The organism is Streptomyces sp. NPDC005648 (assembly GCF_040605395.1).
Taxonomy (GTDB): domain Bacteria; phylum Actinomycetota; class Actinomycetes; order Streptomycetales; family Streptomycetaceae; genus Streptomyces.
Map to the genome: position 1 here is coordinate 53600 of NZ_JBEXCS010000042.1, position 21866 is coordinate 75465.

At 71.4% G+C, this 21866-nt stretch carries 15 protein-coding genes; 5 read left to right on the forward strand and 10 right to left on the reverse strand.

Annotation, left to right across the window (positions count from 1 at the left end):
* Nucleotides 1-212 precede the first annotated feature (212 nt).
* Nucleotides 213-1139, reverse strand: a complete 927-nt coding sequence (locus ABZT17_RS23830; RefSeq protein WP_356351591.1) for a proline dehydrogenase family protein — start codon at nt 1137-1139, stop codon at nt 213-215.
* 160 nt (nt 1140-1299) lie between these two features.
* Here ABZT17_RS23830 and ABZT17_RS23835 point away from each other — a divergent pair, with 160 nt between their 5' ends.
* Both ABZT17_RS23835 and ABZT17_RS23840 read left to right on the forward strand, forming a co-directional pair.
* Nucleotides 1300-2910, forward strand: a complete 1611-nt coding sequence (locus ABZT17_RS23835; protein ID WP_356351592.1) for a helix-turn-helix domain-containing protein — start codon at nt 1300-1302, stop codon at nt 2908-2910.
* A gap of 63 nt (nt 2911-2973) precedes the next feature.
* Nucleotides 2974-3630: a LysE family translocator gene (locus ABZT17_RS23840; protein WP_356351593.1), complete on the forward strand. Its 657-nt coding sequence runs from the start codon at nt 2974-2976 to the stop codon at nt 3628-3630.
* Nucleotides 3631-3673: 43 nt separating this feature from the next.
* Here ABZT17_RS23840 and ABZT17_RS23845 read toward each other — a convergent pair whose 3' ends face one another.
* Nucleotides 3674-4264: a TetR/AcrR family transcriptional regulator gene (locus ABZT17_RS23845; RefSeq protein WP_356351594.1), complete on the reverse strand. Its 591-nt coding sequence runs from the start codon at nt 4262-4264 to the stop codon at nt 3674-3676.
* A 90-nt stretch (nt 4265-4354) separates the two neighbouring features.
* Here ABZT17_RS23845 and ABZT17_RS23850 point away from each other — a divergent pair, with 90 nt between their 5' ends.
* Complete coding sequence (locus ABZT17_RS23850) at nt 4355-5899, forward strand: MFS transporter (protein ID WP_356351595.1); 1545 nt, start codon at nt 4355-4357, stop codon at nt 5897-5899.
* Between the two features lie 72 nt (nt 5900-5971).
* On the opposite strand, the gene serA is transcribed toward ABZT17_RS23850, so the two are convergent.
* From serA to ABZT17_RS23880, 6 genes are all read right to left on the reverse strand, one after another.
* A complete protein-coding gene (gene serA / locus ABZT17_RS23855; RefSeq protein WP_356351596.1) occupies nt 5972-7561 on the reverse strand; it encodes a phosphoglycerate dehydrogenase in 1590 nt (529 codons plus the stop codon).
* A 250-nt stretch (nt 7562-7811) separates the two neighbouring features.
* The gene (ilvC, locus tag ABZT17_RS23860) at nt 7812-8810 is read right to left on the reverse strand and encodes a ketol-acid reductoisomerase (RefSeq protein ID WP_356351597.1); all 999 of its coding nucleotides are present in this window, start codon (nt 8808-8810) and stop codon (nt 7812-7814) included.
* A gap of 133 nt (nt 8811-8943) precedes the next feature.
* Complete coding sequence (ilvN, locus tag ABZT17_RS23865) at nt 8944-9468, reverse strand: acetolactate synthase small subunit (RefSeq protein ID WP_356351598.1); 525 nt, start codon at nt 9466-9468, stop codon at nt 8944-8946.
* Between the two features lie 44 nt (nt 9469-9512).
* Nucleotides 9513-11357: an acetolactate synthase large subunit gene (locus ABZT17_RS23870; protein ID WP_356351599.1), complete on the reverse strand. Its 1845-nt coding sequence runs from the start codon at nt 11355-11357 to the stop codon at nt 9513-9515.
* Between the two features lie 232 nt (nt 11358-11589).
* The gene (locus tag ABZT17_RS23875) at nt 11590-14589 is read right to left on the reverse strand and encodes an EAL domain-containing protein (protein ID WP_356351600.1); all 3000 of its coding nucleotides are present in this window, start codon (nt 14587-14589) and stop codon (nt 11590-11592) included.
* A 451-nt stretch (nt 14590-15040) separates the two neighbouring features.
* Entirely contained in the window at nt 15041-15991 is a 951-nt protein-coding gene (locus ABZT17_RS23880) for a 2-hydroxyacid dehydrogenase (protein ID WP_356351601.1), read from the reverse strand.
* 75 nt (nt 15992-16066) lie between these two features.
* Between ABZT17_RS23880 and ABZT17_RS23885 the strand changes: the two genes are divergently transcribed.
* Nucleotides 16067-17065 (forward strand): aldo/keto reductase, encoded by a 999-nt coding sequence (locus ABZT17_RS23885; RefSeq protein WP_356351602.1) that lies wholly within the window; start codon nt 16067-16069, stop codon nt 17063-17065.
* A gap of 197 nt (nt 17066-17262) precedes the next feature.
* Nucleotides 17263-18414 carry a PQQ-dependent sugar dehydrogenase gene (locus ABZT17_RS23890; RefSeq protein ID WP_356351606.1) on the forward strand — a complete coding sequence of 384 codons (1152 nt, stop codon included), beginning with the start codon at nt 17263-17265 and terminating at the stop codon, nt 18412-18414.
* 9 nt (nt 18415-18423) lie between these two features.
* Here the strand turns inward: ABZT17_RS23890 and ABZT17_RS23895 are convergent, their stop codons facing one another.
* Nucleotides 18424-18684: a hypothetical protein gene (locus ABZT17_RS23895; RefSeq protein ID WP_356351603.1), complete on the reverse strand. Its 261-nt coding sequence runs from the start codon at nt 18682-18684 to the stop codon at nt 18424-18426.
* A gap of 26 nt (nt 18685-18710) precedes the next feature.
* Nucleotides 18711-21755, reverse strand: coding sequence for an AAA family ATPase (locus tag ABZT17_RS23900; protein WP_356351604.1), 3045 nt, complete (start codon nt 21753-21755; stop codon nt 18711-18713).
* Nucleotides 21756-21866: the final 111 nt, after the last annotated feature.

A 21866-nucleotide genomic window follows, 5' to 3' on the forward strand; every position in this document is an offset into this window, starting at 1 on the left:
GCCAGGCGGCGCATGCTGTGCTTTCCCGGGGGGGCAACCCCCGGACCCCCGGCCGAAGCCCCGGCACAGCCAAGTTGCACTAGCCACGGCTGATCATGCTCCTGAGGAAAAAGCGCAGGTTCGCCGGCTTGTCCGCCAGGCGGCGCATGCTGTGCTTTCCCGGGGGGCAACCCCCGGACCCCCGGCCGAAGCCCCGGCACAGCCAAGTTGCACTAGCCACGGCTGATCATGCTCCTGAGGAAAAAGCGCAGGTTCGCCGGCTTCTCCGCCAGGCGGCGCATGAAGTAGCCGTACCAGTCGGTGCCGTACGCGGTGTAGACCCGCATCCGGTGGCCCTCGGCGGCCAGCCGCAGGTGTTCGTCGCCGCGGATGCCGTAGAGCATCTGGAACTCGTACTCGTCGGGCTTGCGGCCGGCCCGGTGGGCGAGTTCCTGGGCGATGGAGATGAGCCGGGGGTCGTGGGAGCCGACCATCGGATACCCCTCGCCCTCCATGAGGATCTTCAGGACGCGGACGTACGCCTTGTCGATCTCGTGCTTCTGCTGGTACGCGACCTCGGCGGGCTCGTTGTACGCGCCCTTCACCAGCCGCACCCGGCTGCCTGCCGCGGCGAGCCGGCGGGCGTCGGCCTCGGTGCGGAAGAGGTAGGCCTGGATCACGCAGCCGGTCTGCGGGAAGTCCTTCCGCAGCTCCTCGTGGATGGCGAACATCGAGTCGAGGGTGGTGTGGTCCTCGGCGTCGAGGGTGACGGTCGTCCCGACGGCGGCGGCGGCCTCGACGACCGGCCGGATGTTGGCGAGGGCCAGCTCATGGCCGCCGTCCAGCGCCTGGCCGAACATCGACAGCTTGACGGACATCTCCGCCCTGGTCCCCAGCTCCAGCTCCTTCAGCCGGTCGATGAGCTCCAGGTAGGCGTCGCGGGCGGCGGCGGCCTGGGCCGGCCGGGTGATGTCCTCGCCGACCACGTCCATGGTCAGTTCCAGGCCCTGTGCGGTGAGCCCCCGGACGATCGGCACGATGTCGTCGACGGTCTCGCCCGGGATGAAGCGTTCGACGACCTGCTTGGTCACCGGGGCCGCCGAGATGAGACGTCGCATCCGGTCGCTGCGCGACGCGGCAAGAATCACGGGACCCAGCACGGGGCACCTCCACAAACCAGCAGATAGAACCACCGTGAAACCTAAGGATCCCTCCGATCGTCAGCCATCGACAGCTGTCACGCATTCGTGCCGCAGATCTCAGACAGATGTATGAAGGGGCGGTCATTGTGCGGGAGAATGCCCGTGTGATGCCCCGGTGATGTCCGACAACAGAGGTGACTACCAGGAGCTCGTCGACGAGATCTCGGAGCTCCTCGGCGCCCCCGCGACCCTGGAGAACCGCGAGTTCGAGCTGATCGCCTTCGGGGCCTACGACAGTGAGGGCGACCTCGACGCGTCGGCGCTGGATCCGGTGCGCACCCGCTCGATCCTGACCCGGCGTTCCACGGCGGCCGTCCGGACCTGGTTCGAGGGCTTCGGCATCACCCGGGCGACGGGCCCGGTCCGTATTCCGCCCACCCCGGAGGCGGGGGTGTACCGGGGGCGGATCTGTCTCCCCGTACGGCACCGGAATGTCGTCCTCGGCTATGTCTGGCTGCTGGACTCCGACCCCGGTCCCACCGAACGGCAGCTGGCCGCCGCGATGGAGGTCACGGTCCGCGTCGGCGCGCTGCTGGCGGACGAGGCCCAGCACGGGGCGGACCTGAGCCGGGAGTTGCGGGCCGTACTGGTCGCCGAGCGGGACTGGCAGGCGGACATGGCCCTGGCGGAACTCCGCACCGCCCTCGGCTCCCGCGCGGACGGCATCCACACGGTGGTCTGCGTGGCCCCCTGGCCCTCCCCCGACCCGGACGACGCCCCCTCGGTCCGCACCATCCCGGGCGCGACGGCGCTGTGCACGGTGCCATGGGGGGCGACGGGCCAGTGCCTGGCCCTCCTGGTCCGCCTGCGCTCGACGGACGTACTGACACCGGCGACTTCGGCGGCTGCCCGCTTGCTGGAGCGAGCGGGTGCCGCCGCCGGGGGCGGGACTCCGCCGGGGGCGGGAGGCCCGGGGTCTTCGGGGCCGGGAACAGCCCGGGGCGGGGCGGGTGGGGCGGGCCCGACGGGGGCCGGCGCGGCCAGGGCCGGCGCGGGCGGTACAGGCCCGGCGGGAGCTGGTGCGGGCGGGGCAGCTACCGGTGGGGCGAGCCCGGCAGAGGAGCGTGCCGGATCGGCCGGGGCTCGGGCCGGTGCAGGCGGGACGGGCCCGGGTGGGGCGGGTGCGGGTGGGACGGGCCCGGGTGGGGCGGGTGCGGCCCGGGCCGGAGCCGGGGGTGCGGGCCCGGCGGGGGCCGGCGCGGGCGGAATGGTTGCGGGTGGTACGGGCGCCGCGAGGGCGGGTGGGGCGGCTGTGGGCTCGGGTGCTGGTGCGGGCAGAGTCGGGGCAGGTGGGGGCGGAGCTGGTGGGGTGGGGGTCGCGGCTGGGATTGCCTCGGCTCGGCGGGGGCTCGGTGAGTTGGGGCAGGCCTGGCGGGAGGCGACGGCGGCGGCGCGGGCGGCGCTCGCGGAGCCGCGGTTCGGGCCGGTCGCCGAGTGGGCGCGGATCGGTCCGTACCGGCTGCTGACCTCGCTCCCCCGGGACGCCGCTCACGACCCCACCGTACGCACGCTGCTCTCCCCCGCCCACCGCGAACTGGCGCACACAGCCGAGGTCTATCTCGACCTGGCGGGCCAGGCGGGGCGCACGGCGGCGGAGCTGGGCATCCACCGGCAGACCCTGTACTACCGCCTCTCCCGGGTCGAGCAACTCACCGGCCTCGACCTGGACGACGGCGAGGACCGGCTGCTGCTGCACATGGCGTTGAAGGAGGCGCGACTGGGACCGTAGGGTGGTGCCCGAATTCGGGCAGGAACGCAGCAAATTGACCGACTCGCCGTCTACAGTGCCCGCATGATCACCCCCTCCGCACTGGGCTCCTTCGCACTGATCGTCGGCCTCCTCACCCTCACCCCCGGCCTGGACACCGCCCTCATACTCCGCACCGCGCTGCTGGGCCACCGCGCCCGCACCTGGGGCATAGTCCTCGGCATCCAGGCCGGCACCCTCGTCTGGGGCGTGCTCGGCGCGCTCGGCGTCACCGCGGTGCTGACCGCCTCCCATCTCGCCTACACGGCTCTGCGCTGGGCGGGCGCCGCGTACCTGGTGTGGATGGGCGGCCGGATGGTCCTGTCGACGCTGCGACGGAGGGCCGCCGGAACGGACGAGGCCGCGACCGACCCGGTGGCCGGTTCGGACGCCGCCGGCGGTTTCCGCGGTGGCCTGCGCAGGGGCGCGGTGACCAATCTGCTCAACCCCAAGATGGGGGCCTTCTACATGGCGGTGCTGCCGCAGTTCGTACCGTCCGGCGGCATGATCGAGCATCTGGCCGCGGGAACCCTGCTGGCCGGCGTGCACATCCTGCTCGCGGTGGCCTGGGCGACCGTCCTGGTCGTCTTCGCCCACACCCTTCGCGACACCCTCCGCCGCCCGTCCGCCCGCCGGGTCCTGGACCGGGTCACCGGCACGGTCATCACCGCCTTCGGCCTCCGACTGGCCCTCGGCGACTGACACCCCCTCATACCGCCCCCGCCGATGCCGGCGCCGCGGGACATCACGCGTCCGCGGCGCCCGCGATGACGCGTCGCAGGCCTTCGGTGAGCTGGTCGGCGCCGGTCGCCGTGTCGGGGTCGAACAGCCACTGGACCATGAGCCCGTTGAGCAGGGTCTGGTAGAAGCGGCCCTCCGTGTCGACGGTCTCCTTGTCCAGCTCGTCCTCGGGGACGCCGTTGAACATGGGCACAATTCCCGAGCGCCCCTGCTCCTGCGCCTCGGCGAGCAGCTTGCGCACCTCCGGCAGCCGCTCCCCCTGGATGATGAGCTCGAAGCTGAGCAGCCAGATCGCCCGTGTCTCCGGCACCGAGCGGATGATGCTCGCCCACACCTCCTGGAAGCGCTCCAGCGACCCGGGCGGTGCCGTCACCTCTCCGCCCGCGCCCCAGCCGGGGTCGAAGGAGTCACCGACACCTTCGATCAGGGAGACGTAGGCCGCCACCAGCAGCGCGTCCTTCGACCCGTAGTGGTAGCCGATCGAGGCGAGGTTGGTCCCCGACTCCTTGACGATGTCCCGCGCGGTCGTCCGCAGGAACCCCTTCTCCAGCAGGCAGCGCTTGGCGCCTTCGAGCAGATCCTCGCGATGTCCCATGGACCCCACCCTATCTAGACAAGCGACTTACACAGAAGTCTTATACGAGCGTCATAGACAAGCGTTTAAGACGCTTGTACAGTCACCGGCATGGAGAATTCGACGAGCACCACCACAACCCCGGCCGGCCGACTGGCCGGCCGCCGTGAATGGACCGCGCTGGGCGTGCTGATGCTCCCGTTGCTGCTGGTCTCGATGGACGTCTCGGTCCTCTACTTCGCGATCCCGGCGATCAGCGCGGACCTGGAACCGAGCGGCACCCAACAGCTGTGGATCTTCGACATCTACGCCTTCGTCCTGGCTGGCCTGCTGATGACGATGGGGTCGCTCGGCGACCGCATAGGCCGCCGCAAACTGCTCCTGATCGGCGCCGCGGCCTTCGGCACCGCCTCACTGATCGCCGCCTACGCCGACAGCGCCGAGACCCTGATCGCGGCCCGCGCGGTCCTCGGCATCGGCGGCGCGACCCTGATGCCGTCGACGATGGCGCTGATCCGCACGATGTTCACCGACCCCGCGCAGCGCGCGAAGGCGATCGGCATGTGGTCCGGAGTGATGACCGCGGGTATCGCGCTCGGCTCGGTCCTGAGCGGTGTCCTGGTCCAGTACTTCTGGTGGGGCTCGGTCTTCCTGGTCAACCTGCCGGCCATGGCGCTGCTGCTGGTCCTGGGCCCGTTCCTGCTCCCGGAGTCACGCGACCCGGCCCCCGGCCGCTTCGACTGGCCGAGCGTCCCGCTGTCGATGGCGGCGGTCCTCCCGGTGATCTACGGCCTGAAGGAGATCCCCTCCGAGGGCTGGCACCCGCAGTACGTCGTCTCGATCACGGTAGGTCTGCTCTTCGCCGCGCTCTTCGTCCACCGTCAGCGCACGGCGGCGAACCCGATGATCGACCCGGCGCTGTTCCGCGGCCGCGGCTTCGCCCCGTCCGTCGCCCTCAACCTGGTCGCCACCTTCGGCATGATGGGCTCGGCGTTCTTCACCACGCAGTACCTGCAGTCGGTGCTCGACAAGAGCGCGCTGGACGCGGCCCTGTGGGCGCTGCTCCCCTCGGTGCCGATCGGGATGACGGCCCCGCTGGCGACCGCCCTGGTCCAGAAGGGCGTGAACCGCGCCTACGTGGTCACCGCGGGCTTCGCGATCGGCGCCGCCGGCTACGCCCTGCTGGCCTTCGCGGACACGGACTCCCTGGTCCTGGTCCTGATCGCCTGCGGCATCCTCGCCTCCGGCATCGTCATGGTCGTCTCCCAGATCACCGACCTCGCGATGGGCAGCGCTCCCCTGGAGCGGGCGGGTTCGGCGGCGTCCCTGATGGAGACCGCCGCGGAGTTCGGCGGTGCGCTGGGCATGGCGATCCTCGGCTCGATCGGTACGGCGATCTACCGCCACGACATCCCGGGCTCGGCCCCGGCCGCGGCCCGCGAGACCCTGGGCGGCGCGCTGGCGATCGCGGCCCGCCTGCCGGGGCGCACGGGAGACGCCCTGGCGAGCACGGCCCGCGAGGCGTTCACCAGCGGAATGCAGGGCGCGGCGATCGCGGGAGCGGTACTGCTGGCGGGGGCGGCGGTACCGGCGGCGCGGGCGCTGCGGGGGATCCGGGTCGGCGAGAGGGCAACGGAACAGCCGCAGGGCGAGTGAGGAGCGGAAGGCAGCGAAACGCCGGACGGGCTGATTCCCTCAGCCCGTCCGGCGTTCAAGGACTCCGCGACCTCAGACCAGGTTGACCGAACGGGCCGACGTCGCCCCGATCTCCTCGGCCACCTCGGCCAGCACCGCCTGCGACACCGTGTCGTCCACGGTGAGAACGGCCAGCGCCTCTCCGCCGGCGACCGCACGCGACACCTGCATCCCGGCGATGTTGATCCCCGCCTCGCCGAAGATCCGCCCCACCGTGCCGACGACACCCGGACGGTCCTCGTACTTGAAGACGACCATGTGGTCGGCCAGCGCGAGGTCGACGTCGTACTCACCCACCGCGACGATCTTCTGCAGATGCTTCGGTCCGGCCAGCGTGCCGGAGACCGACACCTCCTCGCCGCTGCCCAGCGTGCCGCGCACCGTCACGACGTTGCGGTGGTCGGTCGCCTCCGAGCTGGTCGTCAGGCGGACCTCGACACCGCGCTCCTGGGCGAAGAGGGGGGCGTTGACGTAGGAGACGGTCTCGTCGACGACGTCCTCGAAGACACCCTTGAGGGCGGACAGCTCCAGCACCTTCACATCGTGCTGGGTGATCTCGCCGTAGACCTCGACGTCGAGGCGGACGGCGACCTCGCCGGCGAGCGCGGTGAAGATCCGGCCGAGGCGCTCGGCGAGCGGCAGACCCGGCTTGACGTCCTCGGCGATGACACCGCCCTGGACGTTCACGGCGTCGGGGACCAGCTCACCGGCGAGCGCGAGCCGCACCGACCTGGCGACCGCGATACCGGCCTTCTCCTGCGCCTCGTCCGTGGAGGCACCGAGGTGCGGGGTGGCCACCACCTGGTCGAACTCGAACAGCGGCGAGTCCGTGCAGGGCTCCTTCGCGTACACGTCGAGGCCGGCGCCCGCGACGCGCCCCTCCTTCAGCGCCGAGTACAGCGCCTCCTCGTCGACGATGCCGCCCCGCGCGGCGTTGACGATCCGCACGCTCGGCTTGACCTTGCGCAGCGCCTCGTCGCCGATGAGGCCGACCGTCTCGGGGGTCTTGGGAAGGTGGACGGTGATGAAGTCGGAGACCTCGAGCAGCTCGTCCAGCGACAGCACCTTCACGCCCATCTGCGCGGCGCGCGCGGGCTGGATGTAGGGGTCGTAGGCGACGACCTTCATCCCGAAGGCGGACATGCGCTGGGCGACCAGCGCGCCGATGCGGCCGAGGCCGACGACACCGAGGGTCTTCTCGGCGAGCTCGACACCCGTGTACTTGCTGCGCTTCCACTCGCCGTTCTTCAGCGCGGCGTTGGCCTGCGGGATGTGGCGGGCGGTGGCGACGAGGAGACCGCAGGCGAGCTCGGCGGCGGTCACGATGTTCGAGGTGGGGGCGTTGACGACCATCACGCCGGCCTTGGTGGCGGCGGCGACGTCCACGTTGTCCAGGCCGACGCCGGCTCGTGCGACGACCTTCAGCTTGTGCGCGGCGGCGACGGCCTCCGCGTCGACCTTGGTGGCGGAGCGGATCAGGATGGCGTCGACATCGGCGATGGCCGGGAGCAGTTCGGCTCGGTCCGCTCCGTTGCAGTGCCGGATCTCGAAGTCGGGGCCAAGCGCGTCCACGGTCGCGGGCGACAGCTCTTCAGCGATGAGTACGACGGGTTTCGAGCTCACGTGAGTCCTCACAAGTCCAATGCGGACGGCCGTCCCGACGGCCGCAGGCGGTGGAGGGGCTAGCCGCGTGGAGACGCACGACGCTGTGGGCCTGACGCGAATGTTGTGCGCCAGTGTAGTGGCGCGGGGAGGCTCGTCTTACGCCTCTGCGGAAGGATCACCCGGACGTGAAGCTCCATTTTGTACGGGGCCCGGGGCGGAGCCCCGCGACGGCGCCCCGAGCCGGCGGCACCGTCGCGGGGAACCCGGCTCACGCCTCCTCGTCGACCCAGCTCATCAGCTTGCGCAGCTGCTTGCCCGTGGTCTCCAGCAGGTGCTCGGAGTCCGCGGTCTTGTACTCGTTGTACTTCTTCAGACCGCCGTGGTACTCGGCCATCCACTCACGCGCGAAGGTGCCGTCCTGGATCTCGGCGAGGACCTGCTTCATCTCGGCCTTGGTGGCGTCCGTGATGATCCGCGGGCCGGTGACGTAGTCGCCCCACTCGGCGGTCTCGGAGACGGACCAGCGCATCTTCTCCAGGCCGCCCTCGTACATGAGGTCGACGATCAGCTTCAGCTCGTGCAGGCACTCGAAGTACGCGATCTCCGGCTGGTAGCCCGCCTCGACCAGGGTCTCGAAGCCGGCCTTGACCAGGGCGGAGGTGCCACCACAGAGAACGGCCTGCTCGCCGAAGAGGTCGGTCTCGGTCTCCTCGGTGAAGGTCGTCTTGATGACGCCGGCGCGGGTGCCGCCGATGCCCTTGGCGTACGACAGCGCGAGCGCGAAGCCGTTTCCGGTCGCGTCCTGCTCGACGGCCACGATGCAGGGAACGCCGCGGCCCTCCTCGTACTGGCGGCGCACCAGGTGGCCCGGGCCCTTGGGGGCGACCATGCAGACGTCGACACCGGCCGGGGGCTTGATGAAGTCGAAGCGGATGTTCAGGCCGTGGCCGAAGAACAGCGCGTCGCCGTCCTTCAGGTTCGGGGCGATGGACTCCTCGTAGACCTGGGCCTGGATCGGGTCCGGGACGAGGATCATGATGACGTCGGCCTCGGCGGCGGCCTCGGCGGGCGTCACCACGCGCAGGCCCTGCTCCTCGGCCTTGGCCTTGGACTTGGAGCCCTCGTGCAGACCGACACGCACGTCGACACCCGAGTCACGGAGCGACAGCGCGTGGGCGTGGCCCTGGCTGCCGTAACCGATGACCGCGACCTTGCGGCCCTGGATGATGGACAGGTCGGCGTCGGCGTCGTAGAACAGCTCGGCCACTTTGGGTTCTCTCCTTGAGTGCAGGTTGTGCGTCCCACCGTATGACGGCGGGCGGAAGGGAAGTTTTCGGGTCTCGCCATACGGGCGGCTCCGGTCGTACGGGCGGCCGGTGAGGACCGCCCGCACGACGGCGTCACGCGGATCGGTCGAGCGCGCGCAGCGAGCGGTCCGTGATGGAGCGGGCGCCGCGGCCGATGGCGATCGTGCCGGACTGGACGAGCTCCTTGATGCCGTACGGCTCCAGCATCTTGAGCATCGCGGACAGCTTGTCGCTGCTGCCTGTGGCCTCGATGGTGACGGCCTCCGGGGAGACGTCCACGGTCTTGGCGCGGAACAACTGGACGATCTCGACGATCTGGGAGCGCGTCTCGTTGTCGGCCTTCACCTTCACCAGAACGAGTTCGCGCTGAACGGCCTGGGTGGGCTCCAGCTCCACGATCTTCAGCACGTTGACGAGCTTGTTGAGCTGCTTCGTCACCTGCTCCAGCGGGAACTCCTCCACGCTGACGACGATCGTGATGCGGGAGATGTCGGGGTGCTCGGTGACACCGACCGCGAGCGAGTCGATGTTGAAGCCGCGGCGGGAGAAGAGGGCGGCGATCCGGGCCAGGATGCCCGGGGTGTTCTCCACCAGGACGGAGAGCGTGTGCTTGGACATGATCTTTTACGTCTCTCTCTGCGCTGTCTCTGCGTCTGTCGCGCTCAGTCGTCTTCGCTGTCGCCGAAGTCGGGGCGGACGTCCCGGGCGGCCATGATCTCGTCGTTGGAGGTGCCTGCGGCGACCATCGGCCACACCATCGCGTCCTCGTGGACGATGAAGTCGATGACGACCGGGCGGTCGTTGATGGAGTTCGCCTCTTCGATGACCTTGTCGAGGTCGTCCGCGGACTCGCAGCGGATCGCGTAGCAGCCCATGGCCTCCGACAGCTTCACGAAGTCGGGGACGCGGGTGCCGCGGGCGTCCGGGTTGACGTCGTCGGGCCCGGAGTGCAGCACGGTGTTGGAGTACCGCTGGTTGTAGAAGAGGGTCTGCCACTGGCGGACCATCCCGAGGGCGCCGTTGTTGATGACGGCGACCTTGATCGGGATGTTGTTCAGGGCGCAGGTGGTGAGCTCCTGGTTGGTCATCTGGAAGCAGCCGTCGCCGTCGATCGCCCAGACCGTCTGGTCCGGAGCGCCGGCCTTGGCGCCCATCGCGGCCGGGACCGCGTAGCCCATGGTTCCGGCGCCGCCGGAGTTCAGCCAGGTCGCGGGCTTGTCGTAGGTGATGTAGTGCGCGGCCCACATCTGGTGCTGGCCGACGCCCGCCGCGAAGATCGTGCCCTCCGGGGCGAGCCGGCCGATCCGCTCGATGACCTGCTGGGGCGAGAGCTGGCCGTTCTCCGGCTGCTCGTAGCCCAGCGGGTAGGTCTCGCGCCAGCGGTTGAGGTCCTTCCACCAGGCGCTGTAGTCGCCCCGCTGGCCCTCGCTGTGCTCCCTCTGGACCGCCTGGATGAGGTCGGCGATGACCTCGCGGGCGTCACCGACGATCGGCACGTCCGCGGCGCGGTTCTTGCCGATCTCCGCCGGGTCGATGTCGGCGTGGACGATCTTGGCGTGCGGGGCGAAGCTGTCCAGCTTGCCGGTGACGCGGTCGTCGAAGCGGGTACCGAGGGCGACGATCAGGTCGGCCTTCTGCAGCGCGGTGACGGCGGTGACCGCACCGTGCATGCCCGGCATTCCCACGTGCTGCGGGTGGCTGTCGGGGAACGCTCCGAGCCCCATCAGGGTGGTGGTGACGGGGGCTCCGGTGAGTTCGGCGAGGACCTTGAGCTCGGCGGTGGCCCGCGCCTTGATGACGCCGCCGCCGACGTAGAGGACGGGCCGCTTGGCGGCGGTGATCAGCTTCGCGCCCTCGCGGATCTGCTTGGCGTGCGGCTTGGTCACCGGGCGGTAGCCGGGCAGGTCCATCGCCGGCGGCCAGGAGAAGGTCGTCTTCGCCTGGAGGGCGTCCTTGGCGATGTCGACCAGGACCGGGCCGGGGCGGCCGGTGGAGGCGATGTGGAAGGCCTGCGCGATGACCCGCGGGATGTCCTCGGCCTTGGTGACCAGGAAGTTGTGCTTGGTGATCGGCATGGTGATGCCGACGATGTCCGCCTCCTGGAAGGCGTCCGTGCCGATCGCCTTGGAGGCCACCTGCCCGGTGATCGCCACGAGCGGCACCGAGTCCATGTGGGCGTCCGCGATCGGGGTGACCAGGTTGGTCGCGCCCGGCCCGGAGGTCGCCATGCAGACGCCGACCCGGCCGGTCGCCTGCGCGTAACCGGTGGCGGCGTGGCCGGCGCCCTGCTCGTGGCGGACCAGGACGTGGCGCACCCGGGTCGAGTCCATCAGCGGGTCGTACGCGGGGAGGATCGCACCGCCGGGAATACCGAATACCGTGTCGGCCCCGACCTCCTCGAGAGAGCGGATGAGGGACTGCGCACCCGTGACGTGCTCGGGGGCGGACTGTCCTCCGGATCGGGGCCGCGGCTGCGGATGGTGGGCCCCGGTGGCCTGCTCGGTCATCGTCAGTCTCTTCTCGATGCTGAGGGTTTTTTGCGAGGTTTGTACGGTGTTCGGCTGCTGCACGAAAAGCGCCTGTGCAACAAAAAACCCCTCGTGCCGTAAGGCAAGCGAGGGGAGCGCGCCGGGTGGAGGTCGCTGAGCGGTGGTGGGCTCAGCGTCAGCCGACGCGCTTTCCAAGTACGAGAATTCGGGTGCGCATGGCACTGACCCTCCCCCCGACGCACACCACGTGTCAAGTGGGTGGGACGGGAGTCTCATTATGTGAGCGCAGTCCACTTCCGCCTCCCAGAACGGCGGGCACACCACTTGTGTACACCCCTCCTCCACCACCCGCGAACGCGGGCTCGATCGGGCCGTGCGGCACCGGGTAGTGGCCGGATCCGAGCGCTCGCCGGAGCCGGTATTCGTCCAGGGGACCGGAGAAGGCCATGCCCTGGCCGTGGGTGCAGCCCATCGCGCGCAGGGCGACCACCTGTTCCGGCAGGTCGACGCCGTCGGCCACGGACTGCAGCCCCAGGTCGGTGGCGATTCTCAGCAGCCCACTGGTGATCTTGTGCAGCCGCGCGGACTCGACGACGCCCTCGACCAGACCGCGGTCGAGTTTCAGCACGTCGACGGGGAGTCTGCGCAGCGCGGTGATCGCCGCGTGGCCGCCGCCGAAGCCGTCCAGGGCGATCCGGACGCCGAGGCGGCGCAGGGCGGACAGTCTCCGCTCCAGCTCGTCCAGGGAGACCTTCGGATCGGTGTCCGACAGTTCGATCAGCAGCGCCCCGGAGGGCAGCCCGTGCCGGGTCAGCAGGGCCTCTATGGAGCCGAGCGGCATCGACCGGTCCAGCAGCCGCCGGGCGCTCATCCGGACCGCGACGGGCACGGCGAGCCCCGTGGCGGTGCGCTCGGCGGCCTGTTCGAGGGCCTCCTCCAGGATCCAGCGGCCCAGCTCCTGCGTCCGGTCGCCGTCCTCGGCGACCCGCAGGAACTCGGCCGGGGTGAACAGCACCCCCTGCGAGGAGCGCCAGCGCGCCTGCGCCTCGACGGAAGTGATCCGGCCGCTCTCCAGGCAGACCACGGGCTGGTGCAGCAGGGCGAACTCGCCGTCGTGCAGCGCGGCACGCAGGCGCGTGGCCAGCTCCGCCTTCCGTACGACGTCCTGCTGCATCTGGGGTGCGTACAGCTCGACTCGGCCCTTTCCGGCCGCTTTGGCGCGGTACATCGCGAGGTCGGCGTTGCGCAGCAACTCGCCCGCGCCGAGGCCGGGTTCGGCGAAGGCGACCCCGATGGAGGCGGCCACCCGGACATCGTTGCCGTCGATGAGGTACGGCTGCGAGAGCGTGATCCTGAGGCGGTCGGCGAGCTCCAGGATGTGCCGTTCGCGGGCGGAGCGGTCACGGGTGCCGTCCCCCGCGATCAGGGCCGCGAACTCGTCGCCGCCGAGCCGGGAGGCCGTGTCGCCCTGCCGGACGGCGTCCTGGAGTCTGCGGGCGGCCTGGACGAGCAGCTCGTCCCCGGCCTGGTGCCCGATCGTGTCGTTGACGGCCTTGAAGCCGTCGAGGTCGATGAAGAGGACGGCCGTCCCGCGCAGCGACACCCGGTCGGCGGCCCGGCGGCCGGACAGGGCCTGCTGGACGCGCCGGGTGAAGAGGGCGCGGTTGGGCAGGTCGGTGAGCGGGTCGTGCTCGGCGTTGTGCTGCAGCTGTGCCTGCAGGCGCACCCTTTCGGTCACGTCCCGGCTGTTGAAGATGAGGCCACCGTGATGGCGGTTGACGGTGGACTCGACGTTGAGCCAGCCGCCCTCGCCGGACCGGAAGCGGCACTCGATGCGGGTGGTGGGTTCGTCCTGGGGGCTGGCGGCGAGGAAGCGGCGCACCTCGTGCACCACGCAGCCCAGGTCCTCCGGGTGGATGAGATTGGCCAGTTCGGTGCCGACCAGCTCCTCGGCGGGCCGGCCGTAGACCCCGGCGGCGGCCGGGGAGACGTACCGCAGGACACCGCTGGGCGCGGCGATCATGATGACGTCGCTGGAGCCCTGCACCAGGGAGCGGAAGTGGTTCTCCTTCTGCGCGAGTTCCTGGGTGAGTGTGATGTTGTCGAGCAGCATGATGCCCTGGCGCACCACGAGGGCGAGCACCACGGTGCCGCCGATGATGAGCACCACGTTGTCGACACGGCGGCCGTTGAGGACGTTGTACAGGATCCCCAGGGTGCAGACGGCGGCGGCGAGATACGGCGTCAGCGCGGCCAGGGAGCCGGCGATGGGCCGGGCGGCCGGGTACCGGCTGTGATCACCGCCCTGCGGGGGTGTCTGGTGCGGAGAGGGGTCGTCGGGGCGGCCCGGGTGGTGTCCGCGGACCACGCGCGTGTGCCCGTCGTCCTCGCCGGCCGGCCGACCGCCCCGCGGTGCCGCCCAGGGGGCGTACGCGAGGAGCAGTGAGCCGGCGAACCAGCCCGCGTCGAGCAGCTGGCCCGACTGGTAGCTGCTGTGCACCAGGGGCGAGTTGAACAGGGCGTCGCACATCACCGTCAGCGCGAGCGCGCCGATGGCGGTGTTGGTCGCCGCGCGATTGGCCGCCGAGCGCCTGAAGTGCAGCGCGAGCACCACGCTGACCAGCGCGATGTCCAGCAGCGGGTACGCCAGCAGCAGGGCGGTGCGGGCCACGCCCGGACCGTCGGACTGGGCCGCCTTGGCGAGCGCGAGGCTCCAGGAGAGCGTGAGCAGCGAGCCGCCGATCAGCCAGGCGTCCAGGCCCAGACAGACCCAACCGGCCTTGGTCACGGGCCGCTTGGCGAGCACGAGCAGTCCCACGATGGCGGGCGGCGCGAACCCGACGAAGAACAGGTTGGCGTAACTGAGGGTGGGCACGCGCTCGTCCAGTACGACCTCGTACCACCCCCAGACCGCGTTGCCCAGGGCCGCCATCGCGGAGGAGAGGGCGAACAGCAGCCAGGCGGACCGAAAGCGCACGCAATGCGTGTGCGCGTAGAGGAAACAGGACACGGCGGCCGCGGCCGCGGCCGCGCTCAACCCGAAGTCGCCCATGATGTCCGCGAGTTCGGACGAGCCCCAACCGAGCGCGGAACCGAGGGCGTATCCCGCGCAGATCAGGGCCAGGACCAGTTGGTGGACCAGGCCGGCCCGGCCTGCGCCGGACGGCGGACGGGGCAGCAGCGCCCCCGGCGAGGACTGCGCCCGCAGCACTCCGTCGAGGGTGGTCGTGACAGGCGGCGGCGACGTCACCGGGCCCTCCCGGTCCGCGCCGCTCCCGCGTCCCGGAGGTCCCGGTGCGCTGGGTGCGCATTCCCCCGGCGGCTGCTGTGCCTGCGGTGGTGGTGGCTGTGCCGGCAGCCGTGGCTGCCGTGGTGACCGCGTCTGCGCGCGGCCGTGCGCCAGGGTCGCCGCCGGCGGCCCCGCCGCGTCGGATCGTTCGTCCATAGGCCGTGCATCGCCCGTCGCCCCCCTCACAGTCTGAAATGTCCGTCCCCGGCGCCGAACGGTACGCGGCGCAGCCCCTGTCGGGACGATACACCAGTCTCGTCACTCAGGGACATAGTTCCTCTACGCTCCGTGACGATCAGCGGCATTGTGCGCACGCACCGCGTCCGAGAGATTGCGGAGGGTACCGGAAACGGACCGCGCGCCTGTCACGCCGGTCGCGCGGGTCGCGCGCGGGACGCTCAAGTCATCGGGGTCACACCGCTGTTGCGCCTGTCCTGAGGATCACGTTCGCCAGGGGCTCCTGGTTCACGAAACGTGTCAGCTGGTTCACCAGGAGCCGCTCGGCCCGGGGCCGGAAGGCGGACGTGGGGCCGCCGACATGGGGGCTGATGAGCACGCCGGGCGCGCGCCACAGGGGGTGTTCGGCGGGCAGCGGCTCGGGGTCGGTGACATCCAGGGCGGCGGTGATCCGGCCGCTCTCCACCTCGGCGAGCAGCGCCTTGGTGTCGACGACGGGTCCGCGCGAGACGTTGACGAGGAGCGCGCCGTCTTTCATGTGGGCGAGGAAGTCGGCGCCGGCCAGGCCCCGCGTGCCCTCGGTGAGAGGCGTGATGAGGACGACCACGTCCGCCTCGGGAAGCAGTTCGGGCAGGTCGGTGAGCGGGTGCACGGGCCCGCGCTCCGTGGTGCGCGCGGAGCGCGCGACGCGCGCCACCCGCGCGACCTCGAACGGAACGAGCCGGTCCTCGATCGCGGAACCGATCGCCCCGTAGCCCACGATCAGCACGTTCTTGTCGGCCAGCGCGGGCCGGAACCCACCGAGCCACTCCCCGCGCTCCTGACCCCGTACGAAGTCGGGGATCCCGCGCAGCGAGGCGAGGATCAGGGTCAGCGTCAGCTCGGCGGTGCTCGCCTCGTGCACCCCGCGCGCGTTGCAGACCCGCACACCCGGCCGCAGCCGGTGCAGGCCCGGCTGCACGTTGTCGATACCGGCGGACAGCGTCTGCACCACCTGCACGGAGCTCAGCTCGGGCAGCGGACGTAGGGCGACCTCGGCGGGCTTCATGTAGGGGACGACGTAGAAGGCGCAGTCGGCGGGGTCGGCGGGGAAGTCCTCCTCGCCGTTCCAGAAGCGGTAGTTCGGCCCGTCGGGGAGGCCCTTGATCTCGTCCGGCGGGATGGGAAGCCACACGTCAGAAGTCATGACAGGAGGCTATGTCAGGCCGCCGGGGGTCCAGAGGTTAGGTTGGGGGCTCGGCAGAGGGAGGGTCACGGGCAGGTGGAGCGCAGGACGATCGGCGCGAGGGCACTCGCGGTGGGGGCCGTCGGCCTCGGGTGCATGCCGATGAGCTGGGCCTACAGCGGCTCGCGGCAGCGGGGCGACGAGTCGGTCAGGGCGGTGCACCGGGCGCTGGACGCCGGTTCGACGCTCCTGGACACCGCCGACATGTACGGACCGTTCACCAACGAGCTGCTGGTGGGGCGGGTGTTGAAGGAGCGGCGTGAGGACGCCTTCGTGTCGACGAAGGTCGGCCTGCTGGTGGGCGAGCAGCACGTCGTGGCCAACGGCCGCCCCGGCTATGTGAAGCGCGCCTGCGACGCGTCCCTGCGCCGTCTGCAGACCGACGTCATCGACCTGTACCAGCTGCACCGCGCCGACCCCGAGGTCCCGGTCGAGGAGACATGGGGCGCGATGGCGGAGCTCGTCCGGGCCGGAAAGGTACGGGCGCTCGGCCTGTGCGCGATCGGCGCGCGCGGCGGCCGCCGCTCCGGAGGCCGGCTGCACGACGCCACGATCAGGCAGCTCCAGCGGGTCCAGCAGGTGTTCCCGGTGAGCGCGGTGGAGGCCGAGCTGTCGGTGTGGTCGACGGAGTCCCTCGAATCGCTTCTGCCGTGGTGCGAGGCGCGTGACGTCGGCTTCCTCGCCGCGATGCCGCTCGGCAACGGCTTCCTCACCGGCACCCTCACCCCCGGCGAGGGCTTCGAACCGGACGACGTCCGCGCCCGCCACCCCCGCTTCACCGCCGAGATGATGGCCGCCAACCAGCCGATCATCTCCGGCCTGCGCCGCGTCGCCGCCCGGCACGGGGACGGGGTCACCCCGGCGCAGGTGGCCCTGGCGTGGGTCCTGGCGCAGGGCCGGCACGTGGTCCCCGTCCCGGGGACCAAGCAGGAGCGGTGGGCGGCGGAGAACGCGGCGGCGGCCGGCCTGCGGCTGACGGCCGGGGATCTCGCCGAGGTGGCGGAGCTGCCGGGGGCCCGGGGATCGTGGGACTGAGGAACGGCGGTCACGCGGCCAAGGCTGCCGCACCGCTCGGACTCCGCGCCGCGGGACCCCGGACACGGGGGTCCTCGCGCCACCGGAGATTCCGGGTCGGCTGATCGGGAACCTGGAGGGCGCGAGCGGTGTATGAGAAGGAGAACCTGCCGTGGGACCGCCGCGCCGAAGGGACCAAGATCGTGCTACGACGAGCTGTGCCGGCCTTACTGGCCACAACCGCGCTTCTGCTCACGGCCGGCTGCTCCGGCGGCGGAGGAGGATCGTCGAGCGGCGCCGGCTCCACGACACCGGGCTCGGCCCCCGCGCGTTCGTCCCCGTCGGAACAGGCGGCCGAGCAGGCCCCGCCCGCCAAGGGCTCGGTCAAGGTGCTGCGCACGCTCACCACGGGCCTGAACACCCCGTGGGGCCTGGCCCCGCTCCCCGACGACAGCGCCCTGCTCGTCGCCTCCCGCGACCGGGGGACGATCACCAAGGTCGACGCGGACACCGGAAGGAAGACCGAGCTGGGCAAGGTGTCGGGGGTCTCCCCGGCCGGCGAGGGCGGCCTCCTCGGCATCGCCCTCTCCCCGGACTACGCCTCGGACCACATGATCTACGCGTACTTCACCTCGGCCTCGGACAACCGCATCGTGCGCATGCTCTACGACACCGAGAAGCCGGCGGGCGAGCAGCTGGGCGCCCCGGACACCGTCTTCAAGGGCATCCCCAAGGGCTATATCCACAACGGCGGCCGGATCGCCTTCGGCCCGGACGGAATGCTGTACGCGGGCACGGGCGAGAGCGGCAACCGCGGGCTGGCCCAGGACAAGAAGTCCCTGGGCGGCAAGATCCTCCGTCTGACCCCGGAGGGCGACCCGGCCCCGGGCAACCCCTTCCCGGACTCCCCCGTGTACACATACGGCCACCGAAACGTCCAGGGCCTCGCCTGGGACGGCAAGCAGCGGCTGTTCGCCTCGGAGTTCGGCCAGGACACCTGGGACGAGCTGAACGCGATCAAGCCCGGCGACGACTACGGCTGGCCGGACGCCGAGGGCAGGTCCTCCGACCCGAAGTACCACAACCCGATAGCCCAGTGGCACACCGACGACGCCTCCCCCAGCGGCATCGCCTACGCCGAGGGCTCGATATGGATGGCCGGTCTGAAGGGGCAACGCCTGTGGCGCGTCCCCCTGAAGGGCACGGAGGCCTCCGCGGCCCCGCAGGCCTTCCTCACCGGCGAGTACGGCCGTCTGCGCACGGTGGTCTCGGCGGGCGGCGACAAACTGTGGCTGACGACCAGCAACACGGACGGCAGGGGGTCGCCGAAGAGCGGGGACGACCGGATTCTGGAGCTGGAGGTGAAGTAGGGGGCGCCTTTACTCGTCCTCGATGAGCGACTGGTCGAGGACCGCCACGGAGACCAGGATCAGGAACGCCCGGTGCACCATGTAGTCGACGGTCAGCCCGGGCGCGACGGACACGACACGGATGTCCTCACCGCTCACCGCCTGCGACACCGAGGTGAACGGGTCCTCGGCCAGCTTCATGAGGCCGCGCTCCAACAGCTTGCGCCGGTTCTCCGGGAGCGCGTCGCGCTGGGCTGCGGCACGCTCGGTGAACTCGATCTGGTACAACACGGCTCCTCCCTCGGGTTCTGGTGCCATTATTCCGCAGCCCGCCGGTCCCCGGCCCCCACCGGGAACAGCCCCACTCGGTGCGCCACGGCCGCCGCCTCTCCTCTTCCTGAGACGCCGAGCTTGGCCAGAATGTTCGACACATGGACGCTGGCGGTCTTCGGGGAGATGAACAGTTCCTCGGCGATCTGGCGATTGGTGCGGCCGGCGGCGACCAGGCGCAGGACGTCGCGTTCGCGGCTGGTGAGACCCAGCGCCTCGGCGGGGTCGGCGGGGCGCCGCTCCGGGACCCGGTTCAGCGCCAGGCGGGCGCGCTGGGCGAGCAGGGTCACGGCGTCGGCGAGCGGGCGGGCACCGAGGTGGGCGGCGACGGCGTGGGCGAGCCGCAGCAGCTCCGTGGCGCGGTGGCGCTCGTCGTCGTCCCCGCCGGCTTCCAGGAGGGCCTCGGCGAGGCGGTGGCGGACGCGGGCGAGGTCGTAGGGGCGGTCCAGGCACTCGAAGGCGGTGACCACCTCGGCCCAGAGGCCGGCGGTTTGCCTGCCTTCGGCGCGGGCGAGTTCGGCTCGGACCCAGTGCTCGTGGGCCTGCCAGACGGGGGCGCCGGTGGTGAGCTTCTTGGCGGTGTCGCGGATGGCTTCGAGCGCCTCGGCGCGCCCCTGTCCGGCGAGGGGCAGTGAGCGGGCGTCCGCCTCGGCGATGGCGGCGCCGAGCACCAGGAGCCAGCCGAAGCGCTGGGTGCCGGGCGGGAACCCGGCGTCCACGGCGCGCCGCAGCTCGGCGCGCACGTCGAGAAGGCGGCCCTCGGCCGCGGCGATGCCGACCGCGATGGCGGCCAGTGGCAGCGACTGCTGAGGCATGGGGTCATGGCTGCCGAAGTACCCTCGGGCGGCGTCCAGTTGGCGTTCCGCCTCGGCCACGTCGCCGCGGCTGAGGGACACATACGCCAGGCACATGGCGCCGGAGCCCTGGGGCTTGGCGTTCTGGCCCCGCCGCAGCGCGCCCTTCGCGGCCTGCACGGACTCGTCCCAGCGGCCCAGCGAGTACAGGGAGTCGGAGAGGTTGGCCCACACCCACGCCTCGGTGTTGAGCAGGCCGAACCTCTGGGTGTAGGTCACACCCTCCTGGAGGAGCGGCACCGCCTCACGCGAGCGTCCCACCGACTCCAGCTCCGAGGGCAGGTTGATGTAGGCACGACCGGCGATGACGGTGCTGCCTTCTCCGACCGCCCGGTCCTTGACCTCCCGCATCACCGCGAGGCCCGCCTCGACGTCACCCCCGTCGACCATCAGCCCGCCGAGTGTGAGCCGGGCGTTCATCTCGATGTCCGCGGCGCCCACCATGCACGCGTACTCCACGGCGCGTTCGGCCGCGTGGAAGGCGTCGGGGCCGGGCGCCCGGAGCATGGACCAGCCCGCGACGGCGGCGAGCACCTCGGCGTGCACCTGCGAGGGCGGCAGCCCGCGCACCAGTTCCTGGGCCGTGTCGAGTTCCTTCCAGCCGTCGCCGCGGGCCTGGTTCTGCACCAGCATGGAGCGCTGGACCCAGAACCAGGCGGCCCGCAGGGGATCGTCCTCGTCCTCCAGGAGGTGCAGGGCACGCTTGGTGATCTTCAGGGCACGTTCGCGTTCGCCGGAGAGTCTCCCGGCGACGGCCGCCTCCGCCATCAGGTCGAGGTAGCGCAGGGGTGCGGTGGCCGGATCACAGCCGCAGGGAGGGTAGACCTCGGTGTAGTCGATGGGGCGCAGTTCGTCCCGTACGGTGTCCGGGGCCGTGTCCCACAGCTCCATCGCCCGCTCCAGGAGCCGCAGTTGCTCGCTGTAGGCGTGGCGGCCGCGGGCCTCGACGGAGGCGTCCAGTACGGCGGGGAGGGCCTTGGCGGGGTGATGGGCGTGGTACCAGTAGCTGGCCAGGCGCATGACGCGTTCGTCGGCGGGGACGAGTGTGGGGTCGGCCTCCAGGGCCTCGGCGTAGCGGCGGTTGAGGCGGGAGCGCTCGCCGGGGAGCAGATCGTCGCCGACGGCCTCGCGGACCAGGGAGTGGCGGAAGCGGTAGCCGTCGCCTTCGGGGGTGGCGAGCAGGATGTTGGCGTTCACGGCAGCGCGCAGGGCCTCGATGAGGTCGTCCTCGGCGAGCCGGGCGACGGCGGCGAGCAGCCGGTACTCGACGGTGGAGCCGCCCTCGGCGACGATCCGGGCGACGCGCTGGGCGCTCTCGGGCATGCCCTCGACACGGACCAGGAGCAGGTCGCGGAGGGAGTCGGTGAGGCCGGTGCCGCAGCCTTCGGTGGCGCAGACGGCGAGTTCCTCGACGAAGAAGGCGTTGCCGTCGGAGCGTTCGAAGATGTCGTCGATCTGGGAGGGGGCGGGTTCGGTGGCGAGGATGCCGGCTATCTGACGGCCGACCTCCTCGCGGTTGAAGCGGGCGAGTTCGACGCGGCGGACGGTGCGCAGGCGGTCGAGTTCGGCGAGGAGGGGGCGCAGCGGGTGGCGGCGGTGGATGTCGTCGGCGCGGTAGGTGGCGAGGACGACGAGGCGGCCGGTGCGCAGGGTGCGGAAGAGGTAGGCGAGGAGGTGGCGCGTGGAGGCGTCGGCCCAGTGGAGGTCCTCCAGGGCCATGACGACGGTGCGGTCGGCGGCGACGCGCTCCAGGACGCGGGCGGTGAGCTCGAAGAGGCGGGCCATGCCCTCCTCGTCGTGCCGGCCGCCTCCCGTGGCCTCTCCCAGTTCGGGGAGCAGCCGGGCGAGTTCCTCTTCCTGGCCGGCGGCGGCTGCGGCGAGTTCGGCGGGCAGTTCGCGGCGCAGGGCGCGCAGGGCGGTGGAGAACGGGGCGAAGGGCAGGCCGTCCGCGCCGATCTCGACGCAGCCGCCGAGCGCGACGACGGCGCCCTGTCGGCGGGCGGCCGTGGCGAACTCCTCGACGAGGCGGGTCTTGCCGACGCCGGCCTCGCCGCCGATGAGCAACGCCTGCGGGTCGCCTGCGGCGGCTCGGGCGAGGGCGTCGTCCAGCGTGCCGAGTTCTTCGGCCCGGCCGACGAACACGGGGCTGACTGACCTGGTCTCCACGGGGGCGAGCATCGCATGTGGGGCCGTCTGCCGGGCACCGGTTTTCGGCTGGGCCGGCGTTGCGGCCGACCCCTGGGGGCTGCCGCCCCCAGACCCCCGCATCGGCCCTGAACGGGCCTCGTC